Consider the following 20,986-nt stretch of genomic DNA (forward strand, 5'->3'; position numbering starts at 1 on the left):
TTCTTTCCGGAGCCCGCCAGCGATGTCTATCATGGCCGGATGGAGAGGGCCAGCCTGTGTCTTATCCGGGCGCATTTTTTTCGCTTTTTCCTTACACTATGAGTAGATTGAACCTATATGATCTGAACGGGAAAAGCAGCAGGTATGTCGATGGGTATGGATAGCGTAAATTTGGACAATCGTTGCGGCCATTTTCAGGCCACGAACGAGCAGGAAGAGCTGTTCGCCTGGCTCATCGATGCCGGGCTGAAGGGCGGCACTGTGCGCGAGCTGTTCACCGAGTTCTGTGAACGGCTTAACCAGCAGGGCGTCAAGCTCAAGCGCGGGAATATTGCACTCAGTGCCATTCATCCGCAGGTAAGTGCGTTCATGTATACCTGGCGGCGCGGGGAAGGGCTTGTGACCAACACAAACTTCCTGCACTCCGAAGAGCCAGGCGAAGGTTGGTTCGCGAGCCCGTTCTTCTTTATGCTGACAAATAAGCTGACATTCCTGCATCGCCCGCTCAATGACGAGACGGAGCTTGATTTTCCGGTTCTTGTGGAGTTCAGGAATCAGGGATTAACAGACTGGTTCTGTCAGATATTCGATTTTGGCTGGGGCTTTGAAAGTCAAACTCTGGAGCGAACCGCGGGATTGATTACAAGTTGGGCGTCAGATCGTCCAGATGGGTTCTCGGACGAAGAATTCCGGATACTCAGCCGAACCATCCCTGTGTTTGGGTTGGCGGCGAAGGGGATCGCCTCCTTCCGGACGGCGCGTTCGGTACTGGAAACCTATATCGGGAAGGAGACCGCACAAAAGGTTCTTTCCGGCCAGGTCCGCCGCGGCTCGGTCGACAGCATCAACGCCGTTCTTGTCTATGCCGACCTCAAGGGGTTTACCAGTCTTTCCGATATTTCTGGGCAGGGCGATCTGGTGGAGATGCTGGATCAGTATCTGGATTGCATGGCTGGCCCGATCGAGGCAGCGGGCGGAGAGATTCTGAAGTTCATGGGCGATGGCCTGCTTGCAACGTTCGAGTTGTCATCGACGGATCCGGATGACATGCAGAAAATATGCGAAACCGCGCTTCGTTCGGCTGAGCAGATGATGTCCGGGATTGCGTCCCTTAATCAGAAGCGGCGCCAGTCTGACAAGCCGACCATGGGCCTCGACATTGCACTCCATGTGGGGGAGGTGATGTACGGGAACGTCGGATCGGAAACACGGCTTGATTTCACCGTGATTGGCCCCGCGGTGAATGAGGTCAGCCGGATCGAGGTGCTGTGCGATGTTCTGGGAACGGGTCTTATCGCGTCCGGCGATTTCGTCCGCGCCGCCCGGGAGGCCGGATCAGCACTCACTTCTTGCGGCTTTCACGAACTGCGCGGGGTGCGGGAGCCTATCGAGCTTTTCTGCCACGGGTAGGCGTGGCTTTATGGTGATTTTTTTGTCACCAGTTTATTCGCCTTCTTGTTGTCATACATGGCCTTGTCGGCGGTGGTCATCAGGTCATTGAATGAACTGTCGCCGCCATAGAAAGCCAAACCCATGCTGGCTGTTAGGAAGATTTTTCTGCCGCGCACAGAAATAGAGGTTGCACTTACTTCTCGCTGGATGGTCAGGGCGCGTTTGCAGCCGTTTCCTTCATTCGCCCGGGTCAGAACAAAGACAAATTCGTCTCCGCCGAGGCGTGCGACAAAATCGGAGCCCCGAAGGTTAGTCCTGATCGTGTCGGCAAAGGCACAAAGCGCTTGATCGCCGGTGTCATGGCCATATCGATCGTTGATTTCCTTGAAGTCATTCAGGTCCATAAAGGCGAGGACGCCGGTTTCCCCGTGACGGCGGGATGTAATAAGCGTCCGGGACATGAAGTCCTGCAATCCACGGCGATTATGTAGCCCGGTCAGCTCGTCGGTGGAGGAGAGCGCTTCGAGTTCCCGAATGCGCTCCTGCTGTTCGCTGATATGCTGTTCCGCACTGGCCGCATAGGCGATGACTCGATTGATCAGCTGCCAATGCTTTGCAGGGGCTTGGCGTCTGACACTTGTTTTCAGGGCGGACGCCAGATCTTCGAGTTGGGCACCGATCTCGGTGTTAACGCCTATTGGGAAAACGGCTTGAGGGGACGGTATGTTTGTCATGGGTGATGACATTTTTCTTACTCCAAGGCTGAGCCGACCCGGCGTCTTTGACCAAAATTACACATTGGTACCGGACTGGCAAAATTAACTGACCTTGGATATGCAGTAACTATGCCAAAAATAGATGTCTGGAAAATGTAATAATAACAATGGGTTAGATTTTATTTTAAAGAGTTTGTTCATTTTTATGTTAATTTGAATGGAATTTTATGCCTTTTCGCGGGGAATAAATGACCGGGAATATCCGCCCGGAGAGCTTTTTGTGTTATGTCTTCACAGCGCGGCGATTGGGGTATATTACTGATCCGTGAAATTATGCGGAAATTTTTTGATTAAACTGGGTTGTTTATTTTAATGAAATGGAAAATTTTTATCCGGGCTGTCATCGGCATTGTTGTGCTGGGACTTGCTGCATCTGCCCTGGCGGCGCCCCTGCAACTCGCTTCGCATCAGGCCGTATATGATCTGAAGCTCGACATGCTGAAAGAAAATAGCGGGATTGAGGCCGTGCGTGGGCGCATTGTCATGAAAGTAGAGCAGCAATGCGACGGACTGATTGTCAATCAACGCATGGTTCTGGAAATGGTCAATTTCGAGGGTAATGTGATTGTCTCCGACTATAGTCAGTCGACATGGGAGGACAATGCGGGCCGGATGATGCGATTTGATATGTCCAACATGCTGAACGGGCAATTGATTGAGAAATACAGCGGTGTCGCTGAGCAACGGGAAGAGGGAACCGTTGTCGAGTTCAGCGAGCCCGAACCGGACGAAATGAAGCTTCCCGACGGGGTTATTTTTCCTGGGGAGCATACCCGTCAGGTGATGAAAGCCGCCGCCGCCGGACGCAGCCTGCTTTCGGCGAAAGTCTATGATGGCAATGGCGAAGACGGACTGTCCGACACTCTGGCGGTGATTGGCAAGGCGCAGACGCTTCTCTCGCCTTCCGCGGAGGTTGAGGCTCTGGCCGGACGCACCTTCTGGCCGCTACAGATTTCCTTTTTTGATCTCACCCAGCAGCAGACAGAGCCGGACTACAAGATCAGCATGAAGATTTTCGATAACGGAATTGCGACCGATCTCCATCTTGAGTACAGCGATTTCTCCCTGAATGGCGAGGTGTCGAACCTAACCATTTTAGAGAAGGAAAAATGCTCATAATCCCGTAAGGATTGCTTTCTCCGGGCGATGGCAGGTAATATGTCTCGGAGAAAAGGAAGGTTGCGTATGTCGTCTGATACTGATTCTATTCCCACAGCCAGGGGCACTCCGATTACGACCGTTGCGACGGACGATGCGGGGATGGGGCGTACACTCTCCTACGATATCTCCCGCAGGCAGGTCTTGGTCCGGTTGGTAAAGAATAAGATTTTCGGCCTGCTGACGTTGGGTATCTACCGCTTCTGGGGCAAAACCTATCTCCGTCAACTTCTCTGGCAGGGGCTGAAGATCGGTACAGACCGTCTGGAATACAGGGGCACCGCCAAGGAGCTTTTTATCGGCTTCCTGATTGCCCTGATCATCCTGCTGCCGTTGCTGCTGCTATCCAGCTTCGTGATCGAGTTGCTTGCCCTGACGAGCGAGACTATCGCCATTTTCAGCCAGCTACTCAATTTTGCAATTCTGTATACGCTGTGGCAGTTTGCCCGCTATCGCCTCTGGCGCTACCGGTTGTCACGGACCGCGTGGCGCGGCATTCGCTTCTACCTGTCGGGCCGGGCCACCCTCTATGCCTTGAATGTCCTGGTGCGGACGGTTGCATCCTTTGTCACGTTGGGCTGGGCCTATCCCTGGCTCCGGTCTTACCGGTTGCAGTATCAACTCAACAACACCCATTTCGGTGACGGCCGCTTTACTTACGCCGGGCGGACTGCAGGCTTGTACAAAATATACTGGCCCGCCATTTTAATAACCCAACTGGTGATAGCCAGCGCGCTCGGTTATCTGGCGACGTCGGATGTCATGACTCTCTCTACGGAGGCGATCACGGAGATTGGGGATGGTAACTTTACAATGGCCGGGAAGGATCTCGGCCCGGTCTACCTTGGCGGTTTCATTGCCATGTGCGCGCTGACGGCCTTTATTTTTGTTACCCGTGTCTGGGAATTCCGCTATCTTGCGGAGAATACTTCCTTCATGGGCGCCCGCTTTTCCTCCAGCCTTCGGTTACGCTCGGTTCTTTTTATCTCCCTGATTTTGATTCTGCTCATCATTGGCGGCCTAATCGCCTTCGGCGTGATGATCACCCTGGTGATTATGTGGCAAAGCGCGCTCGCGGCTATCCTGCCTTTCGCTTTTCTGCTGATTGCCTGGATCGGCATAGACATCCTGAAAACCTTATTTTTTCTGGTGCCGCTGGTGAAAGCGATCTGCAAGTCAACAGAGATAGACACGCTTGTCCCCTTCGAGGAGGCCGCCGCGAATGCCGAGAAATCACCAAGTTACGGGGAAGGATTTGCCGATGCCATGGATGTGGGGGCCTTCTAAGCGATGCCCGTAGCCGCCCGCCTGTTTGATGGAAAAACCGCGAAAGCGCAACCGGTCCTGCTGACCCTGGCCGAAGACCGGCTTTATGTCACGGCGGAAGATGGTGCGCCGGTCGGGGATTGGGCGCTGGCGGAGTTCCGGGATGAAAACCGCCCGCCGCGAAAGGGTGAACTCAGACTTTCCCTCGACCATGAGGAAGGCCGGATTGTCGTTACCGATATTGCCATTGTCGAACAATTGCGCCATCTCTGCCCCATGCTGCAAAAGCGTCGTTCGGCCCCCGTTGGGTGGTGGCGGCCCTATGCTTACTGGGGCGGCGGGGCGGTGCTGTCGGTGGTGCTTATCTTCACTTTCGTCCTGCCGCTTCTGGCCGGGCAGGTCGCGCGCCTCCTGCCCATGGAAACCCGCGAGCAGATCGGCAGTCAGGCACGGGATTTCGTTGTGCAGTCCATTGCAAGGAATAACAGAACAACACCGGAAACCGTTATCTGTACCAAACCGGAGGCAGAGGTTATTCTGCAGAAGCTGGTGGGCCTGCTGCAACTCAACACTGACGCGGATGAAAAAGTCCGGAAAATTACGGTTGTCAGAACGAAACAGGCGAACGCCTTTGCGCTTCCGGGCGGAGAGCTGATCATTTTTTCAGGTCTTTTTGACCTTGCGGAACATCCGAACGGCTTCGCCGGCGTTCTTGCCCATGAAATCGCCCATGTGGCGCATAATCATCCGACCCGCCTCTTCGTCACCAATGCCGGGGTGGCGACCGTCTTCAGCGTCCTGCTTGGCGATGTGACCGGAGGGACCTTTCTCGCGGCACTGGGGCAGATGACCCTCGGGTCCGGTTACAGCCGCGATTTTGAGCGCGAGGCGGACCAGTCCGCCATTGAACGGATGCAGGGGGCGGGATTTGATGTGTCGCCAATGGCGGGTCTCATGCAAAAGCTCGGTGAGCAGTCGGACTCTGAGAGTTTCCTTTCCTTCCTCGACAGCCATCCGGGTTTTGAAGAGCGTATTGCAGCGCTGACCGAGGCCGGGAATAGGGGCGGGGCGGCCCTTAGCGAAGCGGAATGGGCGCAGCTTCAGGGGTTCTGCAAATAAATCAGCGTTTGGCGTTAAGCCCGCGACCCTTGGAAATTACCGCATCGCCAAACTTCTGCCGGAGCTTGTCCATTGCCGTCTCGACATCCTTGTCATGGCCGCTTTTCCCACTGAGGAGATCCGGCCGGTCGGCGTCTTCGAGTTCACCGAAACTGCTGATTCCGACGCCGATAAGGCGAAAGTCATGCGTTGGCGCCGCCTTCTCCAGTAGTGGCTTCACTTCGCGGTACAGGGTTTCGGCGAGCTGGGTTGGCTGGGAAAGAGTTTGGCTGCGGGTAATCGTTTTGAAATCCCCGGTTTTGAGCTTGAGGGTGACGGTTTTTCCGGCTTTGTTTACCGCTTTCAGCCGTTTGGAGACTTTCTCGCAGAGCGGCCAGAGGCGGGCGAGAAGGATATCAATGTCATCGATATCGGTGCTGAAGGTGGTCTCCGCCGAGATACTCTTGGCCTTGAGATCGGCTTTCACCCGGCGGCTGTCCTCCCCGCGGGAGAGATGGTAGAGCCGTTCCCCCATCACACCGTAGCGCGCCACCAGCTCAGCCTTCTCCCGATGTTGAAGCTGTCCGATGGTGGTAATTCCCTCGCTCGCCAGCTTGCGGTTGAGGGCCTTGCCGACGCCCCAGATCTGGCTGACCGGGCGGGGGGCGAGGAAATTGAGGGCTTCCGCCTGTCCGATCACCGCGAAGCCGTTCGGCTTGTCGAGATCGGAGGCAAGCTTGGCCAGATATTTATTGTAGCTGAGCCCGACGGAGACAGTAATGCCAATCTCCCGTTCGATCTCCCGGGCCAGCCAGGCCATGGATTGTGCGGCATTTCGGTGATGCAGCATCTCCGTACCGGCAAGATCGAGGAAGGCTTCATCCAGCGACAGCGGTTCCACATCCGGCGTCAGCTTGTCATAAAGGGCGCGAATGTCCCTGCTGACGGCGGCATATTTCGCTATGTCCGGCGGGATGATCGTTGCGTCGGGGCAGAGCTGTTTCGCCTTGAACAGGGGCATAGCCGAGCGGACGCCAGACATGCGCGCGATATAGCAGCAGGTGGAGACGACGCTGCGTGGACTGTCATGGGCGATAATCAGCGCCTTCGCGGCAAGCGCCGGATTATCGCGCTTTTCCACCGCCGCATAGAAGGCGTCACAATCGACATGGGCGAGGGTGAGGGAGAACAGTTCCGGATGCTGCAGGGTGCGGGGAGAGCGGCAGTTCGCGCAGCGTCTGTCACTGCGCAACTTCGCATCATCAAGGAGAGTCAGGCAGTTGCGGCAGAGACTGGCGATGTCCCCCTCCCGTCAATACTCACCCGTCTCTATATGACGGATGATATGAGCACATATGTCCGGCCAGCCATAGAGACGGGTGTGGCAATGCTCCGCCGGACCGAGCAGTTTCGACAGCCGGTCATCGGCGATATAGTGCAGCCGATGGACATGCGCCGCATGCTGGTTGACCGAGCTGTGGTTATGCGGGATATCGTCGATGAAGTAGGCGGATGCCTTGAGGTCCCGGGTGAGGTAGCGGACCACTTCCCCCTTGCTGCCGACGTTGGCGATCAAGGGAAAATCCATGCCCTTGTCCTTGAGGCCTTCCAGGCGCTTGGCGGCATATTTCGGCGGGACATTGCTGAGCACGACAACCTGCGCATGTTTGCTGAGGGAGGCCAGTCCTTCCGCCGCACCCTCGACCGCAGGAAGGACGGCGCAGCGCTGGTCAAAGAAGTCAGACAGCAGGTCCCAGACTTCCTGTTGCTCAATCGGCTGCTTGTTACTGATCCGGCGGATATTCCCGGTCAGCGCGAAAGAGGCCCAGTCGAAGAACAGCTCTCTTGTCTCCAGGAAATCCTCAAGGCCGACCATGAAATTGAACAGCACTTCATCTGCGTCGGTGATGACCAGCGGGCGGTTTCTATCAATTTCCAGCATCTCTAGCTGGGGACGCACGTCTTCATGAATACCGCTAAACATGTTCAGTAATCCTCCACCGGGGCACCGGGCATGAACTGCCGCGCGCGCGCCGGGCTGGTGGCATCCAGATTCGCCTCCGCGCAGAAATCGATGAGAATTTCTTCATGGGCCAGCAAAAAATCGAGAACGCCGGCCAGAATTTCCGCGTTGTCGGCAGAATGAGATAGATTCCGGGGATCCACGCCCGTTTCCGCCAGCATCCAGCTCATGATTTTCTCATTCCCTGCAATAAAGGCAAGTGCCTGAAGTGCAATAATCTCGGATTTTTCGTAATTCATGAAACTTTCTATGCCCTGAAACCGTTAATGGTAAGGAAAACTTAATCATATTTCTGTTTATTGGTGACCAATGATAGTCTCAAGTGCGGTAAATTGAAAACAGGAACCAACCTACGCCCTGTATTAATCATATCAAGGCAACTCTTGATGTCGGGAATTGGATGAGTTGAACATGAAGACAGTGTTGATTGTCGAAGATAACGACTTAAATATGAAGCTCTTCCACGATCTTCTGGAAGCGCATGGATATAATACGATCCAGACTAAGGATGGAATGGAAGCCTTGGGGCTGGCGCGGGAGCATTCGCCGGACCTGATCCTGATGGACATCCAATTGCCAGAAGTTTCCGGACTGGAAGTGACGAAATGGATCAAAGAGGATGAGACGTTGAAGTCTATTCCTGTTATCGCCGTGACTGCATTCGCCATGAAGGGGGATGAGGAAAAAATTCGCGAAGGGGGTTGTGAAGCTTACGTCGCAAAACCTATTTCCGTTGAAAATTTTCTGAGCACTGTTAAAGAGTTTTTGAGCTAGATTATGTCTGCACGCATTCTGGTCGTTGATGATATTATACCGAACGTTAAAATCCTCGAGGCAAAACTGTCCGTCGAATATTATGACGTTGTGACTGCCAATAACGGCATGGATGCGCTCGAAATCGCACTGGAACAGCAGCCTGACCTTATTCTTCTCGATGTGATGATGCCGCAGATGGACGGGTTCGAGGTATGCCGCCGTCTGAAGGCTGATATTCGCACGGCGCATATTCCCGTGATTATGGTTACCGCGCTCAGTGAAGCTGCGGATCGGGTACAGGGCCTGGAATCGGGCGCCGATGACTTCCTGACAAAGCCCGTGGATGACATTGCCCTTTTTGCCAGGGTGAAATCCCTTCTCCGTCTGAAGATGATGATGGACGAATTTCGCCTGCGTGAAGAAACAAGCTCAGAGCTTGGTGTTATAAGCATGTCTGATCGCAAGGAAGAGGCAATCCAGCGCGCCCGCATACTGGTGATTGACGATAACGAATTTTCCGTCCGCCTGATGAAGGAAATCTACGCGGAGACTTACGACGTCACGCTTGAGCCGGACATGCAGGAAGCGCAAGTGCTGTTGCGCGGTGGTGACTATGATCTTGCCGTCATCAGCCTTGATTCTGCAACGCATGACCCCTTGCGCCTTTGTTCTCGCATTCGCAGCTCGGACGAGACGCGGCATCTGCCGATCCTGACCCTTGTCGATGAATCGGATAAGGACAAACTGCTGCGGGGCATGGATATCGGAATCAATGACTATGTTATGCGCCCCATCGACACCAATGAATTGATCGTCCGGACCCGGACGCAAATCCTGCGCAAACAGTATCAGGACAGGCTCAGGGACAATTTCCACCGCAGTATGGAGCTGGCGGTAACCGACAGCCTAACCGGCCTTTACAACCGGCGCTATATGTCGAGCCATCTGAATGCGATGCTGCAACGGGCAAAAATGGATTACAAGCCGGTTTGCCTGATGATCATGGATATCGATTTCTTCAAGCCGGTGAATGACACCCACGGCCATGATGTTGGCGACGATGTCATCAAGGAGTTTGCCAGCCGTATAGGCATGAGCATCCGGGGCATTGATCTCGCCTGCCGCTATGGCGGAGAAGAATTCGTTGTCGTGATGCCGGATACGGATCTGTCGATGGCCTCTACCGTAGCCGAGCGGCTGCGCCGTCAGATGGCCGACAAGCCCTTTGCTGTCAGCAATAAAGGGTTGGAACTTGATCTGACCTGCTCCATCGGCGTGACGGTATCGCAGGAGCAGGAGGAGGCGGACAGCCTGCTGAAGCGGGCGGATGAGGCGCTTTACAAAGCGAAAAGAGACGGTCGCAATCGTGTTGTTGTTGCGCCATGTCCTGTGACGACCTTCGTAAAAACCGGCGCGGCAGCGCGATAGAGGCGGCCTAGTTCTTTACCCACAAAAAAGGCCGCGAATTCTGCGGCCTGTTTCATTCATGTGGCAGCAAAGCTACTTGATCTTGGCTTCCTTGAAGTCCACATGCTTGCGCACAACCGGGTCATACTTGCGCACGACCATTTTCTCCGTCAATGTCCGCGGATTTTTCTTGGTCACATAAAAGAAACCCGTGTCCGCTGTGCTTACCAGCCTGATTTTCAATGTTGTCGGCTTAGCCATGTCCGAAACTCCAGTCATCTTCCGCAAAAGCGCAGAAGTAAATAATATCGAAGCCCGGAAAATACGGATTTAATTGACGAAGTCAAGCGCGAGCTTGTTAATCACGCGTTTTTTATCCCCCGCCGGCCCGACGGAGCTGCAGGGCGGCAATAACGACAAACGCGGCACAGGCGGCGGCAAAGGTGAGCGGCATGCCATGCGGCTCATACACTTCCATGGCTGTCCCCGCCATAACCGGCCCGAAAAGCCCGCCAAGGCCCCATAGCATGTTGACGGCGGCCGTTGCCGTGATCAGGTTGCCGCCTTTGAAATGCTGTCCCATGACGACCAGAGCGATGGTATAGGTACCGACCACGCCGCCACCCCAGATAACCAGCAAGGGCCAAAGCAGATAGTGGTTCAATACTACGAACGGCAGGAGTAGCGCTCCTAGCACCCCGACGATCCCGCAGCCGAGAATCACCCAGCCGCGGTTGTAACGATCTGCCAGCCAGCCGATGGGCAACTGAAGCAGAATATTCCCGGCCAGCAGGGCGCTCGTCATCAGCACCGCAGTTTCGAGAAGTTGACCGTTCTTGACGCCATATACGGGCATCAAGGTCAGGACCGAGCCATCGAAAAAGGCAACAAGCAGCGTTGCGGCGCTGATCATCGGGGCGATCTTGACGAAGGAGAAGATCGAATAGTTGCCTTTCTCGCTAAGATCGGGAAACTGCTTTCCTACGGGTAGGAAAGCGAGCCCGCCGGCAAGGACAATGAGCGCCGAGATTATGAAGGGTCGGCCTCCCTCAGCGCCGATAAAATTGATGAGTACAGGGCCGAAGGCAAAACCTAGGGTGATGCAGGAAACATAGATCGCCACCGTTCGCCCGCGACTTTTCTCATGGGCGATTTTGTTCATCCAGGTTTCGCTGATCGTGAACAGGACGGCCATGGACAGGCCGATCATCAGGCGCAGGAAAAACCAGAAATAAATATTGTCCGAAAGCGATAACGCCCCGATCGAGAAGGCCGCGAGCAGCAGGGAGGACCAGAGCATCTTTCCCGAACCTACGTGGCGGGTGAGCGCTGGCAGTATAGGGGAAACGAATAGAAACGTCAGGGACGGGAGGGAGCCCATCAAGCCGATCACGTCGCTGCCATAGCCCCATTTCTCCATATTCAGGGAGACAAGCGGGATGGACAGGCTCAAGGACACACCCATGATGGTTGCTGCGGCCATAATGGCAATCAGCGCGCGTGTGTTGTCGGCCGGTGCCGGTTCAGTCATCGCCGTAATTGCGAATGAACGGCTTCCCGCGGTAATAGCTGAACAACGGCACAGTCTCCGGGCTCTGCCGAGCCTCCGCCGCAACGTTCTTGATGGTGCGGTTGATCTCCTCGAGGACGAATTCTGTCACATCGATGAGCGGGACTTCATGCACCGCGGACAATGGTATCCAGCGCAGGTCCACCAGTTCCCCCGAACCGCCAAGAGTGCCGGAAGTGTGCCGCGCGTCAATGCTCAGAAATCGGGTGTTGAAGCGGATCGGGCTGACCGGCGGCGTAATAGCGCGGGCAATGAAATCAAGGTTGGAGAGATCAGGGCGTAGCCTGTCATTGTGGACATCTCCGATGACGAGGCCCGTTTCTTCATGGGTTTCTCGCACTGCAGCCGTGGCAACGGCATGGGCCATGCCCGCCGGATGGGACAGCATTTTCTCGATATCCGGGTTGAGCGGGGCGAGCGGCGTCGTGGTTGCATCCGCCGGATCAACGCGGCCTCCCGGGAAAACATAGACATTCGGCAGGAATCTATGAGTTTTGGCGCGGCGACCCATCAATACGTAAAGGTCATCCGCCCGCTGTTCATAGATGACAAGGCTGGCGGCATGCCGCGGCGTGACCGGCCGCAGCTTTGGGGTGCGGGAGGTCATTCTTCCCCGAAAATCCGTTTGCCATGGCGCATCTGGAACATCGGGACAGGGCGATTGGCATCCCGCTCCGGGCGGGTTTTCAGGAACCTGTCGACATGACCGAGAACATGTTCCGTAATCAGGGGAATATCGAGGTTGAGCGCCTGCGGGATCGTGACCCAGCGCAAATCCAGCAGCTCGCTCGAATCCTTCATATCGCCTTCCAGCGTTTCCGCATCGGCCACAAAAAACCGCGTGTTGAAGCGCTTCTTGCGCGACGGCGGCGTTACCGCCCGGACAATATAATCGAGCTTTGAGAGGTCCGGGCCGCAGGTTGCCGTGCCGAATTCATTCCAGATGGCAACCCGGGAGCGGCGCGGCATGGGGTAGGTTTCCGCAAGCCTCAAACCCGTTTCCTCGAAGGTTTCGCGAATGGCAGCGACGGCGAGTGCACGCGCACGCGCAGGCGAGCAGCCGCCCCGGACAAGCCGAGCCATGACATCGTCGCGCAGATCCCGCGCTGGCGGAATGCGGCCGTCGCTGGCGTCCACACGGCCACCCGGAAAAACATAAGTGTTAGGCATGAAGCTATGCCGCGCACTCCGCTCTCCCATCAGGATTTCGGTATTCTTGCTGCTTTGGCGGTACAGGATAAGGGTTGCGGCATCTTTCGGGCGGGGGGCTTTACTGCCGTCGGTCCGGCTCTCCGCGACGGATCGTTTCTTTTCGGTCGTCATCTCTGGCACTTTCACTTTTTAACCGACTATGCACCGGGCAACGCGCCAAGTCCAGAGTGATTACGTGAAATCGCCGCCGAAGCCGTGCATCTGTCGTGCCCACTGGATACCGATCAGGGCCCCCTTTATCCGCGGCAACATCCAGAGCGCAGAGACGAGCGAGACAGGAAGCCAGATCGTCAATTGAACCCAGGTTTCCGGGCTGTATATCTGCTCCACCGTCAGCAGGCCGGACATGGCAAAATGTAGTACGATCAACATGGTGAAATAAGGCGGCGCATCGTCCGCGCGCTGATGATGCAGTTCCGTTCCGCAATTCTCACAGCTATGGTTGACCTTAATATATTTGTTGAACATCCGGCCCTTCCCACAGTGGGGGCAGCGCTGGCGCAGGCCGTTCAACATGGCCTGCCCCACGGATCTTTCTTCTTTTGCAACAGCTGTCATCGGCATCATTTCTCTACTTTCAATCGGAAGATACCATTATCTGGAGACGGAAAGCATGAAGAAAAAGGCTTTGCGACACTCTGCCGCAGATATCAGCCCTGTTCCTTGCGCCGCAGAGCCCGCTTTTTGCCCTTGGGCAGGGTCCGCTTCTTTTTCTTCGTCTTCCGTTCGGCATTTGGTTTGGCGGCGCGGCGCGGGGCGGGAAGACTGGTGGAGCGAGGCTTGGCATCTCCGCCATCGCGGCCATCAATGACTTCCGCAATCATGCTGCCGGTCACGATATCGACCTCGCGCAGACGGACAGAGAGGCGGTCCGCCAGGCGAAATGTTTCCCCTGTGCGCTTGCCGACGAGCCTGTGCTTGTCCTGATCGAAATTGAAAAAATCATTGCCGAGCGTGGAAATCGGCACCAGCGCGTCGGCACCTGTGTCATCGAAGCTGAGGAACAGTCCGGCCCGGGTGACGCCCGATACTTTCGCCTGAAAAATCTCTCCGACCTTGTTGGCGAGGAAGACTGCGGTGAAGCGATCGTTGGTTTCCCGCTCCGCGACCATGGCGCGGCGTTCCGTTGTCGAAATATCCGTGCCGATGTCCGTGAAGGCTGCGGCCTCTTCCTCCTTCAGCCCGTCCGTCCCCAGTTTCAGCGCAGCGATCAGGCTGCGGTGGATCAACAGGTCGGCATAGCGGCGGATCGGTGAGGTGAAATGTGCATAATTGCTCAGATGCAGGCCAAAATGATGGAGGTTTTCCGGGCTGTAGACGGCCTGCGACTGGCTTCTAAGCACCAGCGAGCTGACCAGCTCCCGGTCGATCTCGTTGTCGGCCTGCGCGAGGATGCGGTTGAAGCTTGCCGTCGTTACAACCTGCCCCTTGGCAAAGCGGATATTCATTTCGGCAAGGGTTTCATGCAGCCCGACCAGCTTCTCGGCGCTCGGCGGTTCATGGACACGGAACATGCAGGGCCGTTTCATTTTGACCAATGTTTCCGCCGCCGATACATTGGCCTGTATCATGAACTCCTCAATCAGGAGATGGGCGGCGAACCGCTCCTTTTTATGGACTGCCTTGATAAAACCATCGTCGCCGAACTCGATTTTCCGTTCCGGCAGGTCAAGGTCCAGCGGTTGCCGTTTTGCGCGGGCTTTCTTCAGCGCCTCGAAAGCCTGGAACAGCGGCTCGATCACCTCGTCCCGCAGCGCTTCCGTCGCGTCATCCGGCTGGCCGTCATGGGCAGCCTGCGCTTGGGCGTAGGTGAGGGAGGCAACGCTGCGGATCAGACCGCGCATGAATTTATGGCGAAGCTTGTTGCCCTCCGCATCGAACCACATCTGCACCGCCATCACAGGGCGATCGACATTCTCATGCAGGGAGCACAGGTCGCTGGAAAGTTCGTGGGGCAGCATGGGCACGACGCGATCGGGGAAATAGACGCTGTTGCCGCGCTTGCGCGCTTCCTTGTCCAGAGCCGAACCATGGGTGACATAATGGGCGACATCGGCAATGGCCACAATCACCTGCCAGCCGCCCTTGTTTTTCGGATCGTCATCCGCCGCGGCCCAGATAGCGTCGTCACGATCGCGCGCATCCGCCGGGTCTATGGTGAGCAGCGGCAGGCCACGCAGGTCCGTCCGTTTGCCGAGAGTGACAGGTTTGGCAGCCAATGCCTCCTTGATGGTGGCGTCGTTAAATTCATCGGGGATGCCATGGGCATGGATGGCAATCAGGCTGAGGGACGCGGCATCATCCATCGGGCCGACCCGTTGCTTGACGCGACCTTCGGGTAGCGCATGGATCTTGCCCGGCAGGATATCACAAAGCACGACTTCACCGCTTTGGGCGCCCAGTGAATTCTCGTCTCGGACAATGATTTCCTTCTTCAGCTTGCGGTTGGTCGGCTGGACACGCCCGTCCTTGCCAACTTTTGTATAGACACCGAGAACAGGGCCGGCGTTGGCCTCCAGATGGCGAATGATGCGGGCTTCGTAGCTGCCATCCTTCATCCGGTTGAGGCGTGCCAGCAGGCGATCCCCGACGCCCGGCGCATGCGCACGGCCTTTGTTATCCGTCCGGGCGAAATGGATGACTGGCGACGGACTGTCTCCGGCGTTGATGGGGCGGGCGACGGCCTCGCCATCATCGTTCAGGTGATCTACCTCAATCACCGTGACGGAAGGTAGCGCCCCGACCGGCGCCAGTTCCCGCTTCCGCCCGCGCTCAAGCTCGCCTTCCTCGACCAACTCTTTCAGGATTTTCTTCAGGTAGATGCGATCGGCGCCCTTGATGTTGAAGGCTTTGCCGATTTCCCGCTTGCCAACCGGCGTTTCGCTCTCTTCAATAAAGGCGCGTACCTGCTCCTTTGTCGGCAAGTGCGATTTATCTCCGGTTCTTGGACTCAAAATATCCTGTTTTCTGCCAGTTTCCGGCCAGTCATTCCGCGGCTTCGGTGGATTTTTTCGCCGGCGCTTTCTTTTTGGCCGCTGTTTTCTTCGCGAGTTTCGGCTTTTTTCCGCTCTTCTCCGCCCGCTCGGCCAGTAGCTTGACCGCGTCGTCAAGCGAGATTGTCAGGGGATCGGCATCTTTCGGGATCGTCGCATTGATACCGCCATGGGTGACATAGGCGCCATAGCGGCCATCCTTCACAGCGATATCCGCTCCGTCCGCCGGATGCGCGCCGACAACCCGCAGCGGGGCCGCCGCCCGTCCGGCGCCACCACCGCGCGTTTTTGCCGCCGCGAGCAGTTCAACCGCACGGTTCATGCCGACGGTCAGTACTTCCATCGCGTTGGACAGCTTACCGTATTTTCTCTCACTCTCGACATAGGGGCCATAGCGTCCGAGCCCTGCCGTGATCATCTTGCCGGTTTCCGGATGCGGTCCGATTTCCCGCGGCAGGCCGACAAGCTGGACCGCCAGGTCAAAGTCGATGGACTCCAGCGGAATATCCTTCGGGATCGAGACTCGTTTCGGCTTTTTCTTCGGCTCCGGCTCCCCTAGCTGCAGATAGGGGCCATAAGGGCCCTTGCGCAGGGTGATCATCAACTCGGTTGCCGGATCAACACCGATTTCCTTCGGTCCTTCATCCGCGGTGTCTACATCCTCCGCGCTATCGCCCAATTTCCGTGTCATGCGGCACTCAGGATAGTTTGAGCAGCCGATAAAGGCGCCGAACCGTCCGGTTTTCAGGCTGAGGCGGCCGTCCTCGCATTTCGGGCAGGCCCTGGGGTCCTTGCCATCCTCGGTTGGCGGGAAGACATGCGGCGCCAGAACACGGTTCAGTTCCTCCAGCACGTCGGTGACGCGCAGTTCCGCTGTCCCCTCGACCGAAAGGTTAAAGTCGTACCAGAAGTCGCGCAAAACCTGCTTCCAATCTACATTCGCCGCAGAGACATCATCGAGCCGCTCCTCCAACTGCGCGGTGAAGTCATATTCCACATAGCGTGTGAAGAAGGACGAGAGAAACGCTGTGACCAGCTGTCCCTTGTCTTCGGGGATAAAACGTTTTTGGTCGATCCGGACGTAATCGCGATCCTGAAGTACCGAAATGATGGAGGCATAGGTTGACGGTCGCCCGATCCCGAGCTCCTCAAGCTTCTTCACGAGGCTGGCCTCGGAATAGCGGGGCGGCGGCTCGGTGAAATGCTGGTCCTCGCGGACGATATCGGTGCCGACCTTCTCGCCAGAGGTGACGGGCGGCAGTCGATTGTCGTTCTCGTCATCCACCTTGGCGTCGTCGCGACCTTCTTCATAGAGCTTGAGGAAGCCCGGAAAACGGACAACGCTGCCGGTCGCGCGGAGGGTCTGGCCCTCTCCGTCACTGAAATCAATGGTGGTGCGCTCAAGCCTGGCGCTTTCCATCTGGCTGGCAACGGTGCGCTTCCAGATCAGCTCGTAAAGGCGCAGATGCTCGCTATCGAGATATTTCGCAACCATTGCCGGTGTCCGGGACAGGTCGGTCGGGCGGACAGCCTCATGGGCTTCCTGCGCATTCTTGGATTTTGCTTTGTAGTAGCGGGGTTTCTCCGGCACATATTCCTTGCCGTATTCCTTGGCGATAACATCGCGGGCGCCTTCAACTGCCTCATTCGCGAGGCTGAGGCCGTCCGTCCGCATGTATGTAATCAGTCCCTGCGTCTCGCCGCCAAGGTTAAAGCCCTCATAGAGTTTCTGCGCGACCATCATCGTGCGCTTGGCCCCATATCCGAGCTTGCGGGAGGCTTCCTGTTGCAAGGTCGAGGTTGTAAAGGGTGGGGAGGGATGACGTTTGGCCGGCTTCTGCGTGACGTCGGAGATCGAGAAATCCCCGGCGCGGACTTTCTCGGCTGCGGCCTTGGCTGTTTCGGCATCGGGAAGCGAGAATTTATCCAGCTTCTTGCTTGCCAGATGGGTCAGGCGCGCCGTGATCTTGTCTTTCTTGTCGGTCAGGAAATCCGCATCGATCGTCCAGTATTCCTCCGGCTTGAAGGCGTCGATCTCCAGTTCCCGCTCGCAGATCAGGCGGAGCGCAACGGACTGCACCCGGCCTGCCGATTTTGCGCCCGGCAGTTTGCGCCATAAAACCGGCGACAGGGTAAAGCCAACGAGGTAATCAAGCGCCCGGCGCGCCTGCTGCGCATTCACGAGGTTCATGTCCAGCTCGCGCGGATTCGCTATACCCTCCAGCACGGCGCGTTTTGTAATCTCGTTAAAGACAACGCGGCTGACTTTTGTGTTGCTGAGCTTTTTCTTCTCCTCCATCACCTTCATCACATGCCAGGCAATGGCTTCACCCTCACGATCCGGGTCGGTGGCGAGATAGAGATTGTCTGCATCTTTCAACGCATCGGCGATGGCCTTGATATGTTTCGCGGATTTCGCATCATTCTGATAATGCATGGCAAAATCCTGATCGGGCTCCACCGATCCGTCTTTCGACGGCAGGTCGCGAATATGCCCGTAGGACGCCAGAACGGTGTAGTCCTTACCCAGATACTTGTTGATGGTTTTGGCTTTTGCAGGTGACTCGACGACAACTACGTTCATAATAATATCGCAGACTTTCTAGTTTTTAAGGGCCATACACACGGCCGCCATTCCGTCCTATATAGAGACGCTATGGCACGATGGAAACCCTGTTTCCGAAATGGCGTTCTATTCTGCCTGCTAGTTCGAGTTCAAGTAAAATCGTTAAAACCACTGCAGGCGGCTGATTTGTCAGGCGGACGATTTCGTCGATTGCGACGGGCGTAGGGCTAAGAAATTCCAGGACATTCGGGCGCACCCGGTCGAGTTCCTGCTCTTCGGGCTGCACGGGATCGCCAAAGGGTAAAAGGGGTTGGTCCGGCTCCTTCAACGGTCGCGTGCGGATGCTTTGGAGTGCTTCCAGAATATCATCGGCGCTTTCCGTCAGAATTGCGCCGCTCCGGATCAGATTGTTGGTGCCCCGGGCGCGCGGGTCCATCGGGGAGCCAGGTACTGCAAAAATTTCCCGACCCTGCTCCAGCGCCATGCGCGCCGTGATCAGGGACCCCGATCTTGGCGATGCCTCAACCACCAGGACGCCGAGCGCCATACCGGAGATAATCCGGTTGCGGCGAGGGAAATGCCGGGCCTGCGGGACAATGGCGAAGGGTTGCTCGGCGATGACGCAGCCCTGCTCATATATCTGTTCCTGCAGTGCCTTGTTCTCCCGCGGGTAAGGATAGTCGATTCCGCCGCCGACAACCGCAATGGTGCCGCCGGTAAGCGATGCCTGATGCGCCGCCGTATCAATCCCGCGGGCAAGGCCAGAGGCAATGACAATATTTTCCTGGCTCAAACTCCCCGCGATTTCCTGCGTCAGCCGGATGGCGACGGCAGAGGAATTACGGGCGCCGACAACGGCCAAAATATCGCGATTGAGAAGCTGCGCATGCCCCTTGATCGAAATGACCGGTGGCGGGTCGGCAATCATGCGAAGGGCCGGGGGGTAGTCGGGTTCGCAGGCTGCCAACAATCGTCCGCCAAATGCGGACACCGCTTCTGCCTCCCGTTTCGCTTCAGCCAGCGGGCAGATGCGGATCGGCTTTTTTCGTCCGCCCTTGCGGGCAAGCTCGGGCAGGGCATCAAGGGCGTTCTGCGCCGTTTTAAATCGGCCCAGTAACTGGAAAAAGGTAATCGGTCCGACGTTTTCCGACCGGATCAGGCGGAGCCAGGCCAGACGTTCATCAGATGAGAGTTCACGTTTTTCATCCATCGGTGGAAGATGGCAGAAGTCCGCCAATCGCGTCAATTGAATTTTATGCGACATTCTGCGCGTTTAGGAAGTTTCTGCCAGATTTAATCTTCCCAGCCGTCTGTCCGATCGTCTGAAAATTGTGGTGACAGGTCAAAAATCCCGCCGAAGAACGATCGGCTTTTTTTGCCGGTCTGCGAAGAAGGCGGAGATGGTGGCGGGGTCTCGCTGGCATCTTTCTTTTGCCACAGGGCTTCGAAAATCTCGATCTCATCAAGGACTTTCTGTTCCTCGACGCTCAGCTCCTCCTCCGGCTCTGACGGCGGCGGAGCGGATGTCGCTTTCGGCGCCGGATGATCGGGTTCCGGCTCCGCTCTCTCCCGCGTTCTCATGGTGGCGGGTGGCGTGCGGCGGGTGCGCATTCGATGGCCGCGGCGCCGGGCAAGACGGTCGCTTTCCACTCTCGACGGTGAGCGGACTGTTTCCGGATGGTCAGTTTTCTCTTCTGGCAAGGCGTCCTCCTGTAGTGCGTCTTCCGGTGCAAGGGAGGTCGGCATTTTCGTTGCCTCCTCCAGAAAGACCAGATCGGAGAATGCCCCATCACTCTCGGTGGGTGCAGACGGTTCCGATATCTCCGTCGGTCCGGCTATCTCGTCAGGATCGCTTTCGGGGGGAGCAGGGGGCGCGGACGCGGCCATCGGTGGTGGGAAATTCTCCCGGAAATCGTTCTGCCGGGCCACAACCTCGGCCCTGTGACGGGTGATCTGCTCGCGAAAGGCGAGTTGTGCATCCTGCTGCAACTTTCTCAGGCGGCGGATATTTTCATCTGCGCTATGTGGTTTCCCGGCGGTGTCCATTGTCCTCTCCCCACCATAGTTTCCCTTTTAAGTAAGTGGTGAGGAAAATATATTCAACCTGTGGTCAGGATTTCTTTTTGCCGATTTTCGGCTCTTTTCCTTTCAGGAGACGGGCAATATTCTCGCGGTGTCGGATAAAGATCAGCACCGCCATGAAGAAGGCGACTTCGACGCGCTGGGTATCGCCGTAAAAGACGCCGCCGATCGGCAGGTTGGTCTTCAAAAGATAGATATAGACGGGCGCGAGCGCGGCGGCGACAAGCGCCGAGAGGGAGGACATGCGGAAAACCAGCGCCGTCAGCAGCCAGGTCAGCGCGACGGCAAGCCCGGCGGGCCAGCTCAGCGCCAGCATAACGCCGATAAAGGTGGCGACGCCCTTGCCGCCCTTGAATTTCAGCCAGATCGGGAAGAGATGGCCGATGAAGGCACCACTACCGGCCAGCACCGCATAGTCCTGTGTGAAGAAGATGTTGGCGAGGATGACGACAACGGCGCCCTTGCCACCATCGAGAAGAAGCGTGGCGAGTGCGAGGCCTTTGTTGCCGGTCCGGAGGACATTGGTCGCGCCGATATTGCCCGATCCGATTTTCCGAACATCGCCGAACCCGGCCATTTTAGTGAGCACCAACCCAAACGGAATGGAGCCGATCAGATAACCGATGAGGGCGGCAGCGTAAAAAGGCCAGGTCAGGCTGAAATCACCAAGCGGATCGGGCAAATCAT

At 56.6% G+C, this 20,986-nt stretch carries 20 protein-coding genes; 6 read left to right on the forward strand and 14 right to left on the reverse strand.

Translation table 11 applies throughout. The features are described 5' to 3' along the window. Positions 1-156: 156 nt before the first annotated feature. Positions 157-1,410, forward strand: a complete 1,254-nt coding sequence (locus AACZ19_RS05985) for an adenylate/guanylate cyclase domain-containing protein (RefSeq protein ID WP_339632072.1) — start codon at positions 157-159, stop codon at positions 1,408-1,410. Between the two features lie 8 nt (positions 1,411-1,418). Here AACZ19_RS05985 and AACZ19_RS05990 read toward each other — a convergent pair whose 3' ends face one another. Next, positions 1,419-2,126, reverse strand: a complete 708-nt coding sequence (locus AACZ19_RS05990; protein ID WP_339632074.1) for a GGDEF domain-containing protein — start codon at positions 2,124-2,126, stop codon at positions 1,419-1,421. A gap of 354 nt (positions 2,127-2,480) precedes the next feature. Here AACZ19_RS05990 and AACZ19_RS05995 point away from each other — a divergent pair, with 354 nt between their 5' ends. From AACZ19_RS05995 to AACZ19_RS06005, 3 genes are all read left to right on the forward strand, one after another. Next, a complete protein-coding gene (locus tag AACZ19_RS05995) occupies positions 2,481-3,287 on the forward strand; it encodes a DUF1849 family protein (RefSeq protein ID WP_339632076.1) in 807 nt (268 codons plus the stop codon). 66 nt (positions 3,288-3,353) lie between these two features. Next, the gene (locus AACZ19_RS06000; protein ID WP_339632078.1) at positions 3,354-4,613 is read left to right on the forward strand and encodes a DUF898 family protein; all 1,260 of its coding nucleotides are present in this window, start codon (positions 3,354-3,356) and stop codon (positions 4,611-4,613) included. Positions 4,614-4,616: 3 nt separating this feature from the next. Continuing rightward, complete coding sequence (locus tag AACZ19_RS06005; protein WP_339632080.1) at positions 4,617-5,711, forward strand: M48 family metallopeptidase; 1,095 nt, start codon at positions 4,617-4,619, stop codon at positions 5,709-5,711. 1 nt (position 5,712) lies between these two features. On the opposite strand, the gene AACZ19_RS06010 is transcribed toward AACZ19_RS06005, so the two are convergent. From AACZ19_RS06010 to AACZ19_RS06020, 3 genes are read right to left on the reverse strand one after another with little or no spacing between them, the layout of a single operon-like run. After that, positions 5,713-6,990 (reverse strand): DNA polymerase IV, encoded by a 1,278-nt coding sequence (locus AACZ19_RS06010; RefSeq protein WP_339632725.1) that lies wholly within the window; start codon positions 6,988-6,990, stop codon positions 5,713-5,715. 12 nt (positions 6,991-7,002) lie between these two features. Next, positions 7,003-7,674 carry a hypothetical protein gene (locus AACZ19_RS06015; protein ID WP_339632082.1) on the reverse strand — a complete coding sequence of 224 codons (672 nt, stop codon included), beginning with the start codon at positions 7,672-7,674 and terminating at the stop codon, positions 7,003-7,005. A gap of 2 nt (positions 7,675-7,676) precedes the next feature. Continuing rightward, a complete protein-coding gene (locus AACZ19_RS06020) occupies positions 7,677-7,952 on the reverse strand; it encodes a DUF3572 domain-containing protein (RefSeq protein WP_339632084.1) in 276 nt (91 codons plus the stop codon). A gap of 172 nt (positions 7,953-8,124) precedes the next feature. Here AACZ19_RS06020 and AACZ19_RS06025 point away from each other — a divergent pair, with 172 nt between their 5' ends. Beyond that, the gene (locus AACZ19_RS06025) at positions 8,125-8,487 is read left to right on the forward strand and encodes a response regulator (RefSeq protein ID WP_339632727.1); all 363 of its coding nucleotides are present in this window, start codon (positions 8,125-8,127) and stop codon (positions 8,485-8,487) included. A 3-nt stretch (positions 8,488-8,490) separates the two neighbouring features. Continuing rightward, positions 8,491-9,897, forward strand: coding sequence for a PleD family two-component system response regulator (locus tag AACZ19_RS06030; RefSeq protein ID WP_339632085.1), 1,407 nt, complete (start codon positions 8,491-8,493; stop codon positions 9,895-9,897). Between the two features lie 72 nt (positions 9,898-9,969). Here the strand turns inward: AACZ19_RS06030 and rpmG are convergent, their stop codons facing one another. From rpmG to plsY, 10 genes are all read right to left on the reverse strand, one after another. Next, on the reverse strand, positions 9,970-10,137 hold the full coding sequence (gene rpmG / locus AACZ19_RS06035) for a 50S ribosomal protein L33 (protein ID WP_339632086.1): 168 nt from the start codon (positions 10,135-10,137) through the stop codon (positions 9,970-9,972). 112 nt (positions 10,138-10,249) lie between these two features. Then, entirely contained in the window at positions 10,250-11,407 is a 1,158-nt protein-coding gene (locus tag AACZ19_RS06040; RefSeq protein WP_339632087.1) for an MFS transporter, read from the reverse strand. Next, positions 11,400-12,053 carry an NUDIX hydrolase gene (locus AACZ19_RS06045; protein WP_339632088.1) on the reverse strand — a complete coding sequence of 218 codons (654 nt, stop codon included), beginning with the start codon at positions 12,051-12,053 and terminating at the stop codon, positions 11,400-11,402. The genes AACZ19_RS06040 and AACZ19_RS06045 overlap by 8 nt, the downstream gene beginning before the upstream one ends. Beyond that, positions 12,050-12,769, reverse strand: a complete 720-nt coding sequence (locus AACZ19_RS06050; RefSeq protein WP_339632089.1) for an NUDIX hydrolase — start codon at positions 12,767-12,769, stop codon at positions 12,050-12,052. The genes AACZ19_RS06045 and AACZ19_RS06050 overlap by 4 nt, the downstream gene beginning before the upstream one ends. A gap of 60 nt (positions 12,770-12,829) precedes the next feature. Continuing rightward, a complete protein-coding gene (locus AACZ19_RS06055; protein WP_339632090.1) occupies positions 12,830-13,216 on the reverse strand; it encodes a DUF983 domain-containing protein in 387 nt (128 codons plus the stop codon). 92 nt (positions 13,217-13,308) lie between these two features. Further along, positions 13,309-15,582 carry a ribonuclease R gene (gene rnr, locus AACZ19_RS06060; RefSeq protein WP_339632091.1) on the reverse strand — a complete coding sequence of 758 codons (2,274 nt, stop codon included), beginning with the start codon at positions 15,580-15,582 and terminating at the stop codon, positions 13,309-13,311. Between the two features lie 61 nt (positions 15,583-15,643). Then, a complete protein-coding gene (gene topA, locus AACZ19_RS06065; protein WP_339632092.1) occupies positions 15,644-18,235 on the reverse strand; it encodes a type I DNA topoisomerase in 2,592 nt (863 codons plus the stop codon). 70 nt (positions 18,236-18,305) lie between these two features. Further along, a complete protein-coding gene (gene dprA / locus AACZ19_RS06070; RefSeq protein WP_339632093.1) occupies positions 18,306-19,481 on the reverse strand; it encodes a DNA-processing protein DprA in 1,176 nt (391 codons plus the stop codon). Positions 19,482-19,510: 29 nt separating this feature from the next. Next, on the reverse strand, positions 19,511-20,263 hold the full coding sequence (locus AACZ19_RS06075) for a hypothetical protein (protein ID WP_339632094.1): 753 nt from the start codon (positions 20,261-20,263) through the stop codon (positions 19,511-19,513). Between the two features lie 64 nt (positions 20,264-20,327). Next, positions 20,328-20,981: a glycerol-3-phosphate 1-O-acyltransferase PlsY gene (gene plsY, locus AACZ19_RS06080; protein ID WP_339632095.1), complete on the reverse strand. Its 654-nt coding sequence runs from the start codon at positions 20,979-20,981 to the stop codon at positions 20,328-20,330. Positions 20,982-20,986: the final 5 nt, after the last annotated feature.

Origin of the sequence: uncultured Sneathiella sp. (assembly GCF_963973085.1) — a bacterium.
Taxonomy (GTDB): domain Bacteria; phylum Pseudomonadota; class Alphaproteobacteria; order Sneathiellales; family Sneathiellaceae; genus Sneathiella.

Bases quoted from the DNA above. Each gene is read 5' to 3' on its own strand.
- AACZ19_RS06000 (WP_339632078.1), top strand. From the start codon at position 3,354: ATGTCGTCTGATACTGATTCTATTCCCACAGCCAGGGGCACTCCGATT.
- AACZ19_RS05995 (WP_339632076.1), top strand. From the start codon at position 2,481: ATGAAATGGAAAATTTTTATCCGGGCTGTCATCGGCATTGTTGTGCTG.
- AACZ19_RS06040 (WP_339632087.1), bottom strand. From the start codon at position 11,407: ATGACTGAACCGGCACCGGCCGACAACACACGCGCGCTGATTGCCATT.
- topA (WP_339632092.1), bottom strand. From the start codon at position 18,235: ATGAACGTAGTTGTCGTCGAGTCACCTGCAAAAGCCAAAACCATCAAC.
- AACZ19_RS06020 (WP_339632084.1), bottom strand. From the start codon at position 7,952: ATGAATTACGAAAAATCCGAGATTATTGCACTTCAGGCACTTGCCTTT.
- AACZ19_RS05985 (WP_339632072.1), top strand. From the start codon at position 157: ATGGATAGCGTAAATTTGGACAATCGTTGCGGCCATTTTCAGGCCACG.
- rpmG (WP_339632086.1), bottom strand. From the start codon at position 10,137: ATGGCTAAGCCGACAACATTGAAAATCAGGCTGGTAAGCACAGCGGAC.
- AACZ19_RS06025 (WP_339632727.1), top strand. From the start codon at position 8,125: ATGAAGACAGTGTTGATTGTCGAAGATAACGACTTAAATATGAAGCTC.
- AACZ19_RS06030 (WP_339632085.1), top strand. From the start codon at position 8,491: ATGTCTGCACGCATTCTGGTCGTTGATGATATTATACCGAACGTTAAA.
- AACZ19_RS06005 (WP_339632080.1), top strand. From the start codon at position 4,617: ATGCCCGTAGCCGCCCGCCTGTTTGATGGAAAAACCGCGAAAGCGCAA.
- AACZ19_RS06015 (WP_339632082.1), bottom strand. From the start codon at position 7,674: ATGTTTAGCGGTATTCATGAAGACGTGCGTCCCCAGCTAGAGATGCTG.
- dprA (WP_339632093.1), bottom strand. From the start codon at position 19,481: ATGTCGCATAAAATTCAATTGACGCGATTGGCGGACTTCTGCCATCTT.
- AACZ19_RS06055 (WP_339632090.1), bottom strand. From the start codon at position 13,216: ATGACAGCTGTTGCAAAAGAAGAAAGATCCGTGGGGCAGGCCATGTTG.
- AACZ19_RS06050 (WP_339632089.1), bottom strand. From the start codon at position 12,769: ATGACGACCGAAAAGAAACGATCCGTCGCGGAGAGCCGGACCGACGGC.
- AACZ19_RS05990 (WP_339632074.1), bottom strand. From the start codon at position 2,126: ATGACAAACATACCGTCCCCTCAAGCCGTTTTCCCAATAGGCGTTAAC.
- AACZ19_RS06045 (WP_339632088.1), bottom strand. From the start codon at position 12,053: ATGACCTCCCGCACCCCAAAGCTGCGGCCGGTCACGCCGCGGCATGCC.
- AACZ19_RS06075 (WP_339632094.1), bottom strand. From the start codon at position 20,263: ATGGACACCGCCGGGAAACCACATAGCGCAGATGAAAATATCCGCCGC.